The 15,670-nt window shown below is 53.3% G+C and carries 11 protein-coding genes, 2 tRNA genes and 3 rRNA genes; 9 read left to right on the forward strand and 7 right to left on the reverse strand.

All coding sequences use genetic code 11. From position 1 onward, the window contains the following. Positions 1 to 86: 86 nt before the first annotated feature. Positions 87 to 758 carry a metal-dependent hydrolase gene (locus LG301_RS00325; protein ID WP_404472446.1) on the forward strand — a complete coding sequence of 224 codons (672 nt, stop codon included), beginning with the start codon at positions 87 to 89 and terminating at the stop codon, positions 756 to 758. Here the strand turns inward: LG301_RS00325 and LG301_RS00330 are convergent. The 3 genes from LG301_RS00330 to LG301_RS00340 are packed head-to-tail and all read right to left on the reverse strand — an operon-like array spanning position 734 to position 4,783. Further along, positions 734 to 2,116 carry a sigma-54-dependent transcriptional regulator gene (locus tag LG301_RS00330; protein WP_404472448.1) on the reverse strand — a complete coding sequence of 461 codons (1,383 nt, stop codon included), beginning with the start codon at positions 2,114 to 2,116 and terminating at the stop codon, positions 734 to 736. The two genes, LG301_RS00325 and LG301_RS00330, sit on opposite strands and share 25 nt — an antisense overlap. After that, positions 2,109 to 4,016, reverse strand: a complete 1,908-nt coding sequence (locus LG301_RS00335; RefSeq protein WP_404472450.1) for an ATP-binding protein — start codon at positions 4,014 to 4,016, stop codon at positions 2,109 to 2,111. Before LG301_RS00335 ends, LG301_RS00330 begins: the two co-directional genes overlap by 8 nt. Further along, positions 4,013 to 4,783: a GntR family transcriptional regulator gene (locus LG301_RS00340; protein ID WP_404472451.1), complete on the reverse strand. Its 771-nt coding sequence runs from the start codon at positions 4,781 to 4,783 to the stop codon at positions 4,013 to 4,015. The genes LG301_RS00335 and LG301_RS00340 overlap by 4 nt, the downstream gene beginning before the upstream one ends. A gap of 309 nt (positions 4,784 to 5,092) precedes the next feature. Here LG301_RS00340 and lldD point away from each other — a divergent pair, with 309 nt between their 5' ends. The 6 genes from lldD to rrf all read left to right on the forward strand — a co-directional run bounded on the left by lldD (position 5,093) and on the right by rrf (position 11,983). Then, the gene (gene lldD, locus LG301_RS00345) at positions 5,093 to 6,259 is read left to right on the forward strand and encodes an FMN-dependent L-lactate dehydrogenase LldD (RefSeq protein WP_404472453.1); all 1,167 of its coding nucleotides are present in this window, start codon (positions 5,093 to 5,095) and stop codon (positions 6,257 to 6,259) included. A 471-nt stretch (positions 6,260 to 6,730) separates the two neighbouring features. Continuing rightward, positions 6,731 to 8,263: ribosomal RNA gene (locus tag LG301_RS00350) — 16S ribosomal RNA — on the forward strand. Between the two features lie 86 nt (positions 8,264 to 8,349). Continuing rightward, positions 8,350 to 8,426: transfer RNA gene (locus LG301_RS00355), tRNA-Ile, on the forward strand. A 111-nt stretch (positions 8,427 to 8,537) separates the two neighbouring features. Next, positions 8,538 to 8,613: transfer RNA gene (locus LG301_RS00360), tRNA-Ala, on the forward strand. A 231-nt stretch (positions 8,614 to 8,844) separates the two neighbouring features. Then, a 23S ribosomal RNA gene (locus LG301_RS00365) occupies positions 8,845 to 11,735 on the forward strand. A 132-nt stretch (positions 11,736 to 11,867) separates the two neighbouring features. After that, positions 11,868 to 11,983, forward strand: a 5S ribosomal RNA gene (rrf, locus tag LG301_RS00370). Together the 16S, 23S and 5S rRNA genes with 2 tRNA genes alongside form the textbook arrangement of a ribosomal RNA operon. Before the next feature lie 270 nt (positions 11,984 to 12,253). Here the strand turns inward: rrf and LG301_RS00375 are convergent. From LG301_RS00375 to flgA, 4 genes are all read right to left on the reverse strand, one after another. Continuing rightward, positions 12,254 to 12,994 carry an SDR family NAD(P)-dependent oxidoreductase gene (locus LG301_RS00375; protein ID WP_404472455.1) on the reverse strand — a complete coding sequence of 247 codons (741 nt, stop codon included), beginning with the start codon at positions 12,992 to 12,994 and terminating at the stop codon, positions 12,254 to 12,256. 88 nt (positions 12,995 to 13,082) lie between these two features. Beyond that, entirely contained in the window at positions 13,083 to 13,532 is a 450-nt protein-coding gene (locus tag LG301_RS00380) for a flagella synthesis protein FlgN (RefSeq protein ID WP_404472457.1), read from the reverse strand. 10 nt (positions 13,533 to 13,542) lie between these two features. Then, entirely contained in the window at positions 13,543 to 13,809 is a 267-nt protein-coding gene (flgM, locus tag LG301_RS00385) for a flagellar biosynthesis anti-sigma factor FlgM (protein ID WP_404472459.1), read from the reverse strand. An 85-nt stretch (positions 13,810 to 13,894) separates the two neighbouring features. After that, a complete protein-coding gene (gene flgA, locus LG301_RS00390) occupies positions 13,895 to 14,611 on the reverse strand; it encodes a flagellar basal body P-ring formation chaperone FlgA (RefSeq protein ID WP_404472461.1) in 717 nt (238 codons plus the stop codon). 194 nt (positions 14,612 to 14,805) lie between these two features. On the opposite strand from flgA, the gene flgB reads away from it, so the two are divergent. Then, positions 14,806 to 15,234: a flagellar basal body rod protein FlgB gene (flgB, locus tag LG301_RS00395; protein ID WP_404472463.1), complete on the forward strand. Its 429-nt coding sequence runs from the start codon at positions 14,806 to 14,808 to the stop codon at positions 15,232 to 15,234. A 25-nt stretch (positions 15,235 to 15,259) separates the two neighbouring features. Further along, positions 15,260 to 15,670: a flagellar basal body rod protein FlgC gene (gene flgC, locus LG301_RS00400; protein WP_404472465.1), complete on the forward strand. Its 411-nt coding sequence runs from the start codon at positions 15,260 to 15,262 to the stop codon at positions 15,668 to 15,670.

Raw genomic sequence — 15,670 nt, forward strand, 5'->3', positions numbered from 1 at the left:
TTGGCTAACCACTCTTTTTTCTAACGCAATCGTGTTGCGGCAGCCGAGAATCTGTTAATTTATCCAGTTTTCTAGGGTGCCGCGTTATGGCTAATTTTCGCACGCATATAACGGTAGCAGCAGCGGGCGGCACGCTACTCGCTTATATGGGCTGGCAAGCGGAGTGGTGGCCCGTCAGTCAGGCGCTTTTGGTGATTGCGCTGGTCGCGTTTGGCGGTATTTTGCCAGATATTGATGCTGACCGTTCTCGCTCTATCCGGTTGATTTTTAATCTATTGTCAGTGCCTTCCTTGGTGCTGGGTGTGCTCTTACTGCAGCCGTGGTTAACGCCGGGGTTACTGCTGGTGGCCTGCGGCGGGATTTACTTCAGTGTGCGCTACTTGGCAGCCGTGCTTTTTTCACGCCTGACAGTGCATCGGGGTATCTGGCATTCACTCATGGCGGCAGGGCTGTGTGCGTTGGCTACGGCTGCGCTAAGCTTTCACTTGCTTGCCCAGCCTGCCTGGCTGGCGTGGAGCCACGGGGCTGCAGTACTGTTTGGGTTTATTATTCACTTGAGTTTGGATGAACTGTTTAGCGTCGACCTCGAAGGGGCGCGCTTAAAGCGCTCTTTCGGTACTGCGCTAAAGCTTGGTGATAGCCGCCGTCCACTTTCCAACCTATTAATGTTGATCGCCATGCTTATCTTGGTGCCCTGGGTGCCGCCTTGGGGGGTGCTGGTTGAGCTATTTCATCAGGGTTCGCTGCTGTGGCGATAGTCGCCAGCGCTTAAACCGTGCTTTTTGAGCTTGTCATAAAACGTTTTGCGGGGGATGCCTAAATGATGGCAAACATCCGTCACTCGTCCTTGGTGGCGCGCTAGCGACTGACTAATCAGGCTCTTTTCAAACAGCTCTACTTGGCGGGGTAGCGTTGGCTCTTGAGTGTCGGCAGCGACACCCTCCAGCAGGGCATCAAGACGGTAGTCAAACGCGGCTCCCAGCAGTACATAGCGCTCGGCTAGGTTACGCAGTTCACGCACATTACCCGGCCAGTCGTGGGCCAAGAGGGCGGCAATGGCGTGGCTATCTAGAGTGGGCGCTTCAAGCCCGCTGCGATTCGCCGCCACCACGGCAAAGTGTTGGAACAGTAAGGGAATGTCTTCTCGCCGTTCGCGTAACGCAGGCAGTGGTAAGGTAACAACGTTTAGCCGGTAGTAGAGATCTTCGCGAAAGCGCCCCTCTTCGGCGGCGATTTTGAGGTCGACTTTGGTGGCAGCAATCACGCGAATATTGAGCGGCACAGCTTCGTTGGCGCCTAACCGTTCTACGCTACGCTCCTGAAGCACTCGCAGCAATTTCACCTGAAGTGCCAGGGGCATGGACTCAATCTCATCTAAAAAGACAGTGCCGCCGTTAGCGTGCTCAAACTTACCAATTCGCCGCTCTACCGCCCCTGTAAAGGCGCCTTTCTCATGGCCGAACAGCTCGGACTCGATGGTGTTTTCCGGCACCGCGCCGCAGTTGATGGCCATAAACGGGCTGTTGCGCCGTGCGCTGCGCTCATGGATGGCACGGGCCACGAGATCTTTTCCGGTGCCTGTTTCACCAAACAGCAGCACATCGGCTTCAACTTGGCTAATGCGCTGAATCATTGCGGCAAGGCGAGAAATGACCGGCGTTCGGCCTACCAGTCGAGGGCCAAGAGCAGCGTGCTGAACTTCAAGCTCTGCTTTAAGGCGTAAGTTTTCGAGGCTGAGCTGGCGCTTTTCAATCCCGCGTCTCACCACATCTAATAATTGATCGCCTGCGAAAGGCTTTTCTAGAAAGTCCCACGCGCCTGCACGCATGGCTTCTACGGCGGTCGAAATGTCGCCGTGACCGGTAATCAGAATAATCGGCAGCGTGGCGTCGCGGCTATGTAGCTCATGCAGCAGCGCCATGCCGTCCATCCCAGGCATGCGAATATCACTCACAATGACCCCGGGAAAGTCATTCGGCAGCGCGGCAAGCGCCTGTTCGGCGGACTCAAAGCAGTAGGGCGTATAACCGGCAAGTTCGAGTGTTTGGCTAGCGGTGATGCGCAGGTGCGGTTCGTCGTCAATCACCATCACCGGGAGCGTCGACGGCTCATGCATGGTTATTATTCTCCTTCACTTTTGAGGCCGTAAACGAGTCAGGCGGTAACGAGTAGGGCAGTGTTACGGTGAAACATGCGCCGCCAGCGTTAGCGTTGCTGGCCTGCAGCTTGCCGCCGAGGTCGTCCATGATACGTGAGGAGATGGAAAGTCCTAGACCTAATCCGCTGCCCGGGGCTTTGGTGGTAAAAAAAGGCTCAAAAATTTGCCCAAGATGCTGCTTGGCAATGCCGGGGCCGTTGTCGGCGACGCTGATGACCACCTGATCTTTGATCACTTCTGCGCTCAGCGTGAGCACCGGCGAAGGCGTCTCTTTCATCGCCTGCAGTGCATTGCCGATCAGGTTAACCAGTACCTGCTCTAGGCGGACTAAATCAGCGTTTACCCAAAGCGTTGCTTCTGCCCATTGCTGCTCCACCTGAACGCTACCCTCTTTCAGGCGGCTATGAAACAGGCGCAAGGCATACTCGATGCAGGCTTGTACGGAGATGGTCTCCTGCCGCTCGCTGCTCTTGCGGGAGAACTGGCGTAGCTGGGCGCTAATATCGGCCATGCGCTGAGTAAGCTCGACAATGTGTGCGAGGTTAGCATCAGCTTTTTCAACCCTAGCCAGCTCAATGAACCTCCGCGCATTTTCAGCGTAGGCGCGAATCGCCGCTAAAGGCTGATTGAGCTCGTGATTAATACCCGCGGCCAGTTGGCCGAGTACGGCAAGTTTGGCCGCTTGGATTAGTTCATCTTGGGTTTGGCGCAGGTTTGCTTCGGCGCGGCGGCGTACTTCAATTTCGCCGGATAAGCGCTGATTGCTGGCAACTAAGTCTCGGGTGCGGCGCTCAACGCTCACTTCAAGCTCATCGCGCACTCGGGCTAAGGTTTGGCGCTCGCGTTCTGCAAACGCCTCACGCTCGCGGCGTAACCGCAAGCGCTGCCAGCCAATGCCAACGCCAAGGGCCACAATGCCGTATAGCCCACCAGCCATCAGTGCAGCGATCCACTGGGCGCTGATGACCGGGGTCAGGGGTTTTAGAATGTGCATTTGCCAGCCAAACTCAGGAATGGGGCGCGTGAGGCTCAAGTAGCGTTCACCGCTAAGCGGCCCGTGGGAGAAGCTGACCAGATGGCTATCAGGTTCGTAAGGCATATCAATTTCAATACCCGACGGTGCTAATGGCTCGATAGCGTAGCGCCGCGTGGCTCGTAAGGCGTCACGCTCCTCATCGCTAAGTGGGTGAAGAGCATTCATGCGCAGCGCCGGATGGCTAGCCATAAAGATGATGTTGTCGCTGTCGGTTACCAGGAGCTCTGCATCTTGTTCAGCCCAACTGGCTTCGACATCATCCAGCAACACTTTAATGACCAGTACGCCGTCGGGCTGTGCATCCGGTGACGTGTCATCTAGCCAGACCGGCGAGGAGAAGTAGTAGCCGCGCTCCAGGGATTGAACGCCGAGCCCGTAAAAGCGCCCCTGTCCGCCTTTAATGGCATCCGTGTAGTAGCTACGAAACGCGTAATTTTGACCAATAAACGTATTGGGGCGGTGCCAGTTACTCGCGGCAAGGGTATCGGCGTTTCGATCAAGTAGATAGATATCGGACACCCCGGCGGTGAAGCGAAAGCGGTCAAGCAGCAGGTTAAGCGGCATCGGATCTTGGCTATCCGGAGAGGCAAGAAAGCGCTGAATACCCTCTCGGGTGGCGAGCATTTGCGGCAGGTAGTCGTAACGCAGCAGGTAGCCATTCAGGTTCGCTGCTGACAAGCGCAGCTCGTTTTCTGCGTCGTCTTGTAGGTTGCTCAGCGCTTGATCACGAGCCAGTAGCGACGCCTGCCACATGCAGACGAGCAGCCCCAGGGGAATCGCTATCACCCACAGCAAGCGCCAACGTAGCGGCCAGCGAGTCATGCGGGCGTGCTGGTGCCCTGGGCACGACGTAGCGCTCGTTGGGCGCGGGTTTCTGCACGAGCCATTTCCAGTAGACCTTCTTCAACGTATACCAAATGTTCGTGGGCACGGGCGCGAGCATCTTCGGCACGCCCTTCTAAAATCGCATCCAATAGAGCGCGGTGCTGCTTCATCAGCTGGGTGCGAGAGTCGGGCTTGGCAAACAGGTGCGCCAAGTTATCTACGATGCTCTGCTCTAACAGATGGAAAATTCCACGTATTGTGTGCAGTAGCAGTACGTTATGGGCGGCTTCGGCAATGGCGAGGTGGAAGGCGGCGTCTAACTTGGCCTCTTGAGCTGGGTTAGTGCCCACAAAGCCTCCATCAAGCTCTTCAAAGCGCTGAATCAAGACGGCTTTATCTGCAGGCGTCGAGCGTAGCGCGGCATAGTAAGCAGAAATACCCTCCATGGCGTCGCGAAACTCAAGCAGATCGAGATGAAATTCATTGTGGCGCGACATCATCTCTAATAGCGGATCTGTGTAACCATTGTTCAGCGTTTCATTGACAAACGTGCCACCACCCTGGCGGCTGGTGAGCAGGCCGCGAGCCGCAAGCTTTTGAATTGCTTCTCGAAGTGAGGGACGAGATACCCCGAAACGTTCGGCAAGTTCGCGCTCGGGTGGCAAGCGCTGACCCGGCTTCAGGCTGCCTTCCAGGATCATGGCTTCAAGGCGTTCAGTAATCACATCGGCTAAGCGCTGTTGGCGGAGCGGTGGGTAAGTCATTGGTGAGAGTCCCCGTAATTGGTAAGACCAATAGTAGGGGCTTCAATGATTTGTCTCAATAGTAAAAAGCTAACAAATGGATGGCTAACGGTACTGTTTATGCGGTTTGAAACTAAAGTATATAGCTGAAAAGCGCTATAGAGCGTGATGCTGGTTTGACACAGCGGTAACCTCTCACTAATGTTGAGTCTGATTTTTTGTAAATTGGTAAAACCAATTTTAATCTGAGGCGCTTAACACCAACGCTTCGATGACCGTTTGTAGATAGTACTTATAAATAGTGCATCTATTTATTGCATAGGGCCTGCCATGATCATTTCAGCACCGACGGACTACCGCCAAGCTGCCAAGCGCCGTATCCCTCCCTTTCTTTTTCATTATGCTGACGGTGGGTCATACGCAGAGCATACGCTGAACCGAAACGTTGAGGATCTCGCAGGCATCGCATTGCGGCAGCGTGTGCTGAAGGATATGTCGTCGCTCTCACTCGAAACCGAGCTGTTTGGCGAAAAAATGGCGATGCCTCTTGCGCTGGCGCCGGTGGGCTTGACGGGAATGTATGCAAGGCGTGGTGAAGTGCAGGCAGCCCGGGCGGCCACCAAAAAAGGCATACCGTTCACGCTCTCGACAGTATCGGTGTGCCCTATTGCGGAAGTGGCCGCGGCGGTTGATCGCCCCATCTGGTTTCAACTTTACGTGCTAAAAGACCGCGGCTTCATGAAGCATGTGCTGGAGCGTGCTAAGGCCGCAGGCGTGAAGACACTAATCTTTACGGTTGATATGCCGGTTCCAGGAGCGCGTTATCGTGATGCGCATTCAGGCATGAGCGGTAAGAGCGGGCCAATGAGGCGAATGCTGCAGGCCGCGCTGCATCCTTTATGGGCCTGGGATGTGGGGATTCATGGTCGTCCACATGATCTAGGTAATGTGTCTGATTATCGTGGTAAACCTACAGAGCTTGAAGACTATATAGCCTGGCTAGGTGACAACTTTGATCCCTCTATCTCTTGGAAAGACCTGGATTGGATTCGTGAGCAGTGGGATGGTCCGATGATCATTAAGGGGATTCTCGACGCTGAAGATGCGCGTGATGCGGTGCGTTTCGGCGCAGATGGTATTGTGGTTTCAAACCATGGCGGTCGTCAGTTAGATGGCGTTCCCTCTACTGCGCGTGCCCTTCCTGCTATTGCGGATGCGGTTAAAGGCGATCTGACGATCCTGGCCGACTCCGGGGTGCGCAACGGGTTGGATGTAGTAAGGATGATTGCTATGGGGGCTGATACAGCGTTGATTGGCCGTGCCTTTATTTACGCACTGGCGACTGCTGGGGAGGCGGGTGTCGCCAACTTGCTGGAGCTTTTCGATAAAGAGATGCGAGTTGCGATGACGTTGACAGGCGCGCGAACGATAGCTGACCTTAGCTCCGAATCATTAGTATCTGGCGCTATAAAAGAACTTGAGCACCCTGTTAGGTAGCCGGTAATCAGCTTGATAGAGCAGTGCTGGCATTTTTTTACAAAAGCCCTTGCCAACCCGGCCGCGAATCCGTAAAGTACGCATCCGCTGCCGGGGACGCCAAGCGTTACCAGCGGTGTATGAAGGTGAAAACCTTCGGTTTGTCAATAGGTTAGAGCGGTTGTATGGCTCGCCTCGTTCGCTGAATTCAGTCACTGAAAACAGCGGTTGACAACCACCAGGAAATGCGTAGAATACGCCTTCCTCGCTGAGGCAACACGGTTCAGGTCACCGAGCCAGCACAGCGAAACAGCTCTTTAACAATTTGATCAGGTAATTCATGTGGGCGCTTGCCGATGAGGGTGATAAATCACCAAATATCAAGGCAAGCGGTCATGAGAACGAAAGTTTGAATGAATTCGTTTGAACCTTGAGCCAAGTTTGATGCGCTTTTGTTACCTTCGGGTGACGAGTAAGCATCACAATGATTTTAAACTGAAGAGTTTGATCATGGCTCAGATTGAACGCTGGCGGCAGGCCTAACACATGCAAGTCGAGCGGTAACAGATCTAGCTTGCTAGATGCTGACGAGCGGCGGACGGGTGAGTAATGCATAGGAATCTGCCCGGTAGTGGGGGATAACCTGGGGAAACCCAGGCTAATACCGCATACGTCCTACGGGAGAAAGGGGGCTTCGGCTCCCGCTATTGGATGAGCCTATGTCGGATTAGCTAGTTGGTGAGGTAAAGGCTCACCAAGGCAACGATCCGTAGCTGGTCTGAGAGGATGATCAGCCACATCGGGACTGAGACACGGCCCGAACTCCTACGGGAGGCAGCAGTGGGGAATATTGGACAATGGGCGCAAGCCTGATCCAGCCATGCCGCGTGTGTGAAGAAGGCCCTCGGGTTGTAAAGCACTTTCAGCGAGGAAGAACGCCTAGTGGTTAATACCCATTAGGAAAGACATCACTCGCAGAAGAAGCACCGGCTAACTCCGTGCCAGCAGCCGCGGTAATACGGAGGGTGCAAGCGTTAATCGGAATTACTGGGCGTAAAGCGCGCGTAGGTGGCTTGATAAGCCGGTTGTGAAAGCCCCGGGCTCAACCTGGGAACGGCATCCGGAACTGTCAAGCTAGAGTGCAGGAGAGGAAGGTAGAATTCCCGGTGTAGCGGTGAAATGCGTAGAGATCGGGAGGAATACCAGTGGCGAAGGCGGCCTTCTGGACTGACACTGACACTGAGGTGCGAAAGCGTGGGTAGCAAACAGGATTAGATACCCTGGTAGTCCACGCCGTAAACGATGTCGACCAGCCGTTGGGTGCCTAGCGCACTTTGTGGCGAAGTTAACGCGATAAGTCGACCGCCTGGGGAGTACGGCCGCAAGGTTAAAACTCAAATGAATTGACGGGGGCCCGCACAAGCGGTGGAGCATGTGGTTTAATTCGATGCAACGCGAAGAACCTTACCTACTCTTGACATCCTGCGAACTTGTGAGAGATCACTTGGTGCCTTCGGGAACGCAGAGACAGGTGCTGCATGGCTGTCGTCAGCTCGTGTTGTGAAATGTTGGGTTAAGTCCCGTAACGAGCGCAACCCTTGTCCTTATTTGCCAGCACGTAATGGTGGGAACTCTAAGGAGACTGCCGGTGACAAACCGGAGGAAGGTGGGGACGACGTCAAGTCATCATGGCCCTTACGAGTAGGGCTACACACGTGCTACAATGGCCGGTACAAAGGGTTGCCAACTCGCGAGAGTGAGCTAATCCCGAAAAGCCGGTCTCAGTCCGGATCGGAGTCTGCAACTCGACTCCGTGAAGTCGGAATCGCTAGTAATCGTGAATCAGAATGTCACGGTGAATACGTTCCCGGGCCTTGTACACACCGCCCGTCACACCATGGGAGTGGACTGCACCAGAAGTGGTTAGCCTAACGCAAGAGGGCGATCACCACGGTGTGGTTCATGACTGGGGTGAAGTCGTAACAAGGTAGCCGTAGGGGAACCTGCGGCTGGATCACCTCCTTAAACGATGCATCACTCTCGCGGTAAGCGCTCACAATGAATTACCTGATCAGATAGTAGAGCAAACGGTTTAAGCACGATCCCCTCTTGGGTCTGTAGCTCAGTTGGTTAGAGCGCACCCCTGATAAGGGTGAGGTCGGCAGTTCAAGTCTGCCCAGACCCACCAAATTCCTGTGATACTGCGTTAAAATGCTCCTCGTATAGCAGGCTATACGTTGCTGCATCTTGGCTTTTCTCACAGAAATTAATGGCAAGAGGTAAGGTCAGCAAAAACAATGGGGCCATAGCTCAGCTGGGAGAGCGCCTGCCTTGCACGCAGGAGGTCAGCGGTTCGATCCCGCTTGGCTCCACCATTGTCTTAACGTGAAGTATAATACCCGTTTGTGATTGTTTCGTGACCATTGATAAGCACGACGTTAAACGTCTTCTTATCACTGTTCATTGAACAGCTGCTCTTTAACAATGTATATCATGCTGACATAAACATTTCTTTGAAGTGTTTATACGTAATTGTTTTGTGATACGTCTCAAGCGTATCCGGCAATCGTTATCATTGCGAGATACCAGACTCCTTCGGGTTATAGGGTCAAGCAATGAAGCGCACACGGTGGATGCCTAGGCAGCCAGAGGCGATGAAAGACGTGGTAGCCTGCGATAAGGCTCGGCGAGGTGGCAAACAACCTGTGACCCGGGCATTTCTGAATGGGGAAACCCACTCAGCATAAGCTGAGTATCCTGCACTGAATATATAGGTGTAGGAGGCGAACCAGGGGAACTGAAACATCTAAGTACCCTGAGGAAAAGAAATCAACCGAGATTCCCCTAGTAGCGGCGAGCGAACGGGGAGCAGCCCTTAAGCATGCAACTGATTAGACGAACGTGCTGGGAAGCACGGCCGTAGCGGGTGATAGCCCCGTAGTCGAAAATCTGCGTATGTGAAATCGAGTAGGTCGGGGCACGAGAAACCTTGACTGAAGACGGGGGGACCATCCTCCAAGGCTAAATACTCCTGGCTGACCGATAGTGAACCAGTACCGTGAGGGAAAGGCGAAAAGAACCCCGGAGAGGGGAGTGAAATAGATCCTGAAACCGTGTGCGTACAAGCAGTAGGAGCAGACTTGTTCTGTGACTGCGTACCTTTTGTATAATGGGTCAGCGACTTATATTCAGTGGCGAGGTTAACCGTTTAGGGGAGCCGTAGGGAAACCGAGTCTTAACTGGGCGACACAGTCGCTGGATATAGACCCGAAACCGAGCGATCTATCCATGAGCAGGGTGAAGGTTGAGTAACATCAACTGGAGGCCCGAACCAGGATCTGTTGAAAAAGATTTGGATGACTTGTGGATCGGAGTGAAAGGCTAATCAAGCTCGGAGATAGCTGGTTCTCCTCGAAAGCTATTTAGGTAGCGCCTCACGTATTACCGCCGGGGGTAGAGCACTGTTTCGGCTAGGGGGTCATCCCGACTTACCAACCCGAGGCAAACTCCGAATACCGGCGAGTATGAGCGTGGGAGACACACGGCGGGTGCTAACGTCCGTCGTGAAAAGGGAAACAACCCAGACCGTCAGCTAAGGTCCCCAAATCCTGGTTAAGTGGGAAACGATGTGGGAAGGCTCAGACAGCTAGGAGGTTGGCTTAGAAGCAGCCATCCTTTAAAGAAAGCGTAATAGCTCACTAGTCGAGTCGGCCTGCGCGGAAGATGTAACGGGGCTAAACCAGGTACCGAAGCTACGGGTTCATCCTATGGATGAGCGGTAGAGGAGCGTCGTGTAAGCCGATGAAGGTGAATTGAGAAGTTCGCTGGAGGTATCACGAGTGCGAATGCTGACATGAGTAACGATAAAGGGAGTGAAAAACTCCCTCGCCGGAAGACCAAGGGTTTCTGTTCGACGCTAATCGGAGCAGAGTGAGTCGGCCCCTAAGGCGAGGCCGAAAGGCGTAGTCGATGGGAAACGGGTCAATATTCCCGTACCGGACATGATTGCGATGGGGGGACGGAGAAGGCTAGGTGAGCCAGGCGTTGGTTGTCCTGGTGAAAGTGAGTAGGCCGAGGTGCTAGGAAAATCCGGCACCTTAAAGCCGAGACACGAGATGAACTGACCACGGTCAGGAAGTCACTGATGCCACGCTTCCAGGAAAAGCCTCTAAGCTTCAGATCATGTGCGACCGTACCCCAAACCGACACAGGTGGTCAGGGTGAGAATCCCAAGGCGCTTGAGAGAACTCGGGTGAAGGAACTAGGCAAAATGGTGCCGTAACTTCGGGAGAAGGCACGCCGGCGTAGGGTGATGAGACTTGCTCTCTAAGCCCGAACCGGTCGAAGATACCAGGTGGCTGCAACTGTTTAGTAAAAACACAGCACTCTGCTAACTCGTAAGAGGACGTATAGGGTGTGACGCCTGCCCGGTGCCGGAAGGTTAAATGATGGTGTTAGTCCTCGGACGAAGCTCTTGATTGAAGCCCCGGTAAACGGCGGCCGTAACTATAACGGTCCTAAGGTAGCGAAATTCCTTGTCGGGTAAGTTCCGACCTGCACGAATGGCGTAATGATGGCCACGCTGTCTCCACCCGAGACTCAGTGAAATTGAAATCGCCGTGAAGATGCGGTGTACCCGCGGCTAGACGGAAAGACCCCGTGAACCTTTACTATAGCTTCACACTGGACGCTGATGTTGCCTGTGTAGGATAGCTGGGAGGCTTTGAAACCCGGACGCCAGTTCGGGTGGAGCCAACCTTGAAATACCAGCCTGGCATCATTGGCGTTCTCACTCAGGTCCGTTATCCGGATCGAGGACAGTGTGTGGTGGGTAGTTTGACTGGGGCGGTCTCCTCCCAAAGAGTAACGGAGGAGCACGAAGGTACCCTCAGCACGGTCGGACATCGTGCAATGAGTGCAAGAGCATAAGGGTGCTTGACTGCGAGACAGACACGTCGAGCAGGTGCGAAAGCAGGTTCTAGTGATCCGGTGGTTCTGTATGGAAGGGCCATCGCTCAACGGATAAAAGGTACTCCGGGGATAACAGGCTGATACCGCCCAAGAGTTCACATCGACGGCGGTGTTTGGCACCTCGATGTCGGCTCATCACATCCTGGGGCTGAAGTCGGTCCCAAGGGTATGGCTGTTCGCCATTTAAAGTGGTACGCGAGCTGGGTTTAGAACGTCGTGAGACAGTTCGGTCCCTATCTGCCGTGGGCGTTGGATGTTTGAGAAGAGCTGCTCCTAGTACGAGAGGACCGGAGTGGACGACCCTCTGGTGTTCCGGTTGTCACGCCAGTGGCATTGCCGGGTAGCTATGGTCGGACAGGATAACCGCTGAAAGCATCTAAGCGGGAAGCCCCCTTCAAGATGAGACATCCCCGAGGACTTGATCCTCCTAAAGGGCCCAGCGAGACCAGCTGGTTGATAGGCACGGTGTGGAAGCGCTGCAAGGCGTTGAGCTAACGTGTACTAATGGCCCGTGAGGCTTGACCCTATAACACCCAAGGGGTCTGGTCGTAGTGATAACGAAAACCGGATACGCAGCAGTGAGCCAAAGCGCTTGCTGACAAGAGACGATCACAAAACACGTCAATGACGCCCAGCATGATGTACATTACCTGTTACGCCTGACGACCATAGCGAGCGTGAACCACCTGATCCCTTGCCGAACTCAGCAGTGAAACCGCTTAGCGCCGATGGTAGTGTGGGGTCTCCCCATGCGAGAGTAGGTCATCGTCAGGCACTTATTGAACAAAAAACCCAGCCCATCGGCTGGGTTTTTTGCTTGTATGGGAAAAAAACCAAAGGCTCCCCATAAAGAGCCCCAAGAGCCCCAAGAGCCCCAAGAGCCCCAAGAGCCCCAAGAGCCCCAAGAGCCCCAAGAGCCCCAAGAGCCCGGATCCTGCCCAGACATCGTCGGGCACTTATACGAAAAAATCTCCTAGGACTCATGCCCTGGGGGATTTTTTTGCGTGAGGGGTAAGGGTAGAGAGAGCATCGTGAGTCGGAAATTCACCATTCAATAGGTTCACCCGCCCAGTCCCAAAAGCTGCCGCTATCTTCTGGGGTGCGTTTGGACATTACCTGTAGCAACTGCTCTGCTACAAAGTCAGGCGTAAATAATTTTTCATTGGGAACACGCGCTTGAAAGGGCTTTGAAAGCGCAGTGTCTGTAGTGCCAGGATGGAGGCATAGCACGATTAACTGTTTGTTCAGTCTAGCCAATTCGATTGAGGCAGTTTTCATCAGCATATTATGCGCTGCCTTACTGGCTCGGTAGCTATACCAGCCGCCAAAGCCGTTATCAGTAATCGAGCCAACGCGAGCAGACAGACTGGCAATAATCGCTGGATGCGTCCCTTGCAAGGATGGCTTAAGCGCTGTAATGAGCCTCGTAGGCGTAGCAGCATTAATATGCATAACGTGAGCAAACGAGGCAGCATCAAATTGTTCAAGGCGTTTTTCAGGCTGAAGATGAAGGTCATCGTTGTGAAGAGTGCCGATTGCATTGAACAATAAGTGTACTGGACGTTTGTTTACCAGCTGGGCAAGTTCTTCAATGCCGCGCTCGGTAGTGACATCAGCAGTAAGCACTGTCAGACGGGGAGCATCATACGGAAGTGGAGAACGACTTACTGCAATGACTTCACCGGCTTGTTCAGAGTCTAGTAAGGCTTTAACAACGGCACTGCCAATGCCTCCGCCAGCGCCAGTGACAATAGCTGTGAAGTCTTTAGGAAGATGAGAAAGCATAGACACACTCCAAAAAAAGAGAACAATATGGTTCTCATTGAAGCTTCTTGTACAGTTTTTGTCTATGTTTTAATTGCGGATTGAGTCACTAAGCAGAAGCATTGATGCGTCCTGGCTGTGCACTGTTACGACCATTGGGCTTATAGAGGGTTTTTTCAGCAATTTGCCGAATATAATCCAACATTTGCTGATTATGCTTCATACGTAGAGAAAGCATTTGCCCTGTCAGCTCATTCATACGCGAAACACGCGCACTTTTATCAACCAGGCTTTCCCAAGCTGCCTTGCAGTTTGCGTCAGTCGCTGCGGCAAGCGCGCCAGCAGCACCATCGTCATAGCCAAGCTGCTTTTGTACAGAGCGGCGCACTCCCTCAATACGTTCCAGTTCGCCAAGCAGAGCCTGCTTAGTATGCGCAATATTGGTCAGTGCATCACCATCAATATCGCCCTTCGTTAACTGGGCTTGCTCATTAGAGAGCAGAGCCTCTAGCTCATCAAGGCGGCTTTTCTGGTCATTGAGTAAACGTGCAAGACTCATTATTTGTCTCTTAAGATTCGTTTAAATTAGCAATCAAGCCATCTGCAATGCGATCAGCGCGTATTTCAAGCCGACCTTCTCGAATAGCATCGCGGATTTCTTGGACTTTCGCCGTGTCAATATCTTGAGAGCTGTCAACACTAGATTGGCTAAGCTGCGTAGACTCTCGAGTCGCGCTGCCTGCCTCTGGCGGTTTAGCTCCATTTGCTTTCTGAACGTCATCACGCTGCTGGGTTTGGTTAGAACGGAGCAGTGGATTGATATTGTCGATTTTCACGTTGTTTGCCTCATCGTCAACGTTGGGGCGGCATGCGCTATGATATTAACTATCGGCCAGGCGGGAGCAGACTTTAGGCGCTGCGTTAAAAATCTACGACCAAAATGCCTTGACCAACCACGCGTGCCGTCACCAGTTCACGTGTGTCGAAGCGAACCCGAATACGCTCATCTTTTGCACCGTTAGCTAGTGCTTCGCCTTCACGGGATACGCGAAAGCCCATGCCTTGTGCGATCACCGTAACGGGCTGCCCCCTTTCTACCAGGTGGGGTGCTTGCAGGTAGTGGGCTTGGAAGGTGCTGCCGCTGCGAATAGGGCGCTGAGCAACCATGCCTATAATATCATCTAGCTCAGTGAGTGCTTGCGCTGCTAGGTCCCCTAGATTGCCTTCGCGCTGGCTTAACATATCGCGGGTAATCAGCGTGCCCCGCTCGATATCTCTATTAGCGACTGAATAACTGCCGATGATATCGATTTGAGCCTGGATATAGCGTACCTGACGCCGCCCTTCACCACATCGCACACCCACAGAGACACGCCCAATAGGTGTTTGGTTCGCATTAGGGAAAAAAGGCTCGGGCGCTACGCAGGCAGCAAGGTGGGGCGAGGGGGGGGAGATATCGATAACAACTTCCTGCCCCAGCGCCTGAGAATGGCTATAAAGAAACTGCTGTACAGCGTCTACCAGCTCCTGGTCGTTAGCCTGCGCCTGGAGAGATGTAAGAAAGGTGACAAAACAGACGAGTAGAAAACGTTTTAAAGCTGCCAAACAGCGTAATACTGGGCGCGAGGGGCTGGGCATGTGCGAATCGCTCAATCTTAAAGGCTGATGATAAACATCGACTAGAAAGTGTAGTGCAAAAGCTTGCTAGGCATCATGCGAAATGCTGGTGTAAACAGCAGCTGTTCCATGCTTTAGGCTGACTTAGCAACGCCTATTATTCATTATCAACAATTTCCGATTTATTTTTTGCCTCTCAGCGAGCGAGGGACGGCATGATTGACCAACTTAGTTCCGCCTTTAATTTTCATCAGCAGGCGCTGAACTTACGGCAAGAACGTCACGATGTGCTTGCCGCGAATATAGCAAATGCCGATACGCCTAACTATAAAGCGCGGGATATCGATTTTGCGAGCGAGCTTAAAAAAGCGGTAGGCAATGGTTCGGCTCCTCAGCAAAGCGGTGGTGTCGCGTTGGCACGTACTTCTGAACGTCATCTGGAAGGCCAGGGCGCCGCATGGCGTGGAGCAGGCAGTGCGGATCTGCTTTATCGAGTTCCTGACCAGCCAAGTCTAGATGGCAATACGGTGGATATGGACCGTGAGCGTACCCAGTTTGCTGATAATGCCGTTCGCTACCAAGCAGCACTAACAATTATGAACCGTCGAATTCAAGGCTTGAAAAATGCGATGCAGCCGGAATAACCCAGCGGTAGGAGAAAAGTAACTTATGTCGATGTTTTCAGCCTTTGATATTGCCAGTTCCGCGATGAGCTCCCAGGCGCAGCGGATGAACGTCACGGCTAGCAATATGGCCAATGCCGACAGCATTGCAGGGCCGGACGGGGAAACCTATCGAGCTAAGCAAGTTATGTTTCAAACTCAGGCGCAAAATAACCGCTACGGCGTTGGTGGTGTTCGTGTCACAGAGGTTGTGGAAGATGACTCCCCGCTTCGGCTGGAGTATATGCCCAATCACCCTGCCGCTGACGAAGATGGCTACGTTGCAAAGCCCAACGTAGAGCCAGTGCATGAAATGGTCAACATGATTTCGGCCTCCCGCTCCTACCAAGCTAATGTTGAAGTGTTCAACACAACCAAGCAAATGATGATGAAAACACTCTCGCTGGGAGAGGGCTAA

Origin of the sequence: Vreelandella venusta (assembly GCF_044809155.1) — a bacterium.
Lineage (GTDB): Bacteria > Pseudomonadota > Gammaproteobacteria > Pseudomonadales > Halomonadaceae > Vreelandella > Vreelandella venusta_B.

Coding starts and splice junctions, on each gene's coding strand:
- LG301_RS00325 (WP_404472446.1), top strand. CDS start 87: ATGGCTAATTTTCGCACGCATATAACGGTAGCAGCAGCGGGCGGCACG.
- LG301_RS00330 (WP_404472448.1), bottom strand. CDS start 2,116: ATGCATGAGCCGTCGACGCTCCCGGTGATGGTGATTGACGACGAACCG.
- LG301_RS00335 (WP_404472450.1), bottom strand. CDS start 4,016: ATGACTCGCTGGCCGCTACGTTGGCGCTTGCTGTGGGTGATAGCGATT.
- LG301_RS00340 (WP_404472451.1), bottom strand. CDS start 4,783: ATGACTTACCCACCGCTCCGCCAACAGCGCTTAGCCGATGTGATTACT.
- lldD (WP_404472453.1), top strand. CDS start 5,093: ATGATCATTTCAGCACCGACGGACTACCGCCAAGCTGCCAAGCGCCGT.
- LG301_RS00375 (WP_404472455.1), bottom strand. CDS start 12,994: ATGCTTTCTCATCTTCCTAAAGACTTCACAGCTATTGTCACTGGCGCT.
- LG301_RS00380 (WP_404472457.1), bottom strand. CDS start 13,532: ATGAGTCTTGCACGTTTACTCAATGACCAGAAAAGCCGCCTTGATGAG.
- flgA (WP_404472461.1), bottom strand. CDS start 14,611: ATGCCCAGCCCCTCGCGCCCAGTATTACGCTGTTTGGCAGCTTTAAAA.
- flgB (WP_404472463.1), top strand. CDS start 14,806: ATGATTGACCAACTTAGTTCCGCCTTTAATTTTCATCAGCAGGCGCTG.
- flgC (WP_404472465.1), top strand. CDS start 15,260: ATGTCGATGTTTTCAGCCTTTGATATTGCCAGTTCCGCGATGAGCTCC.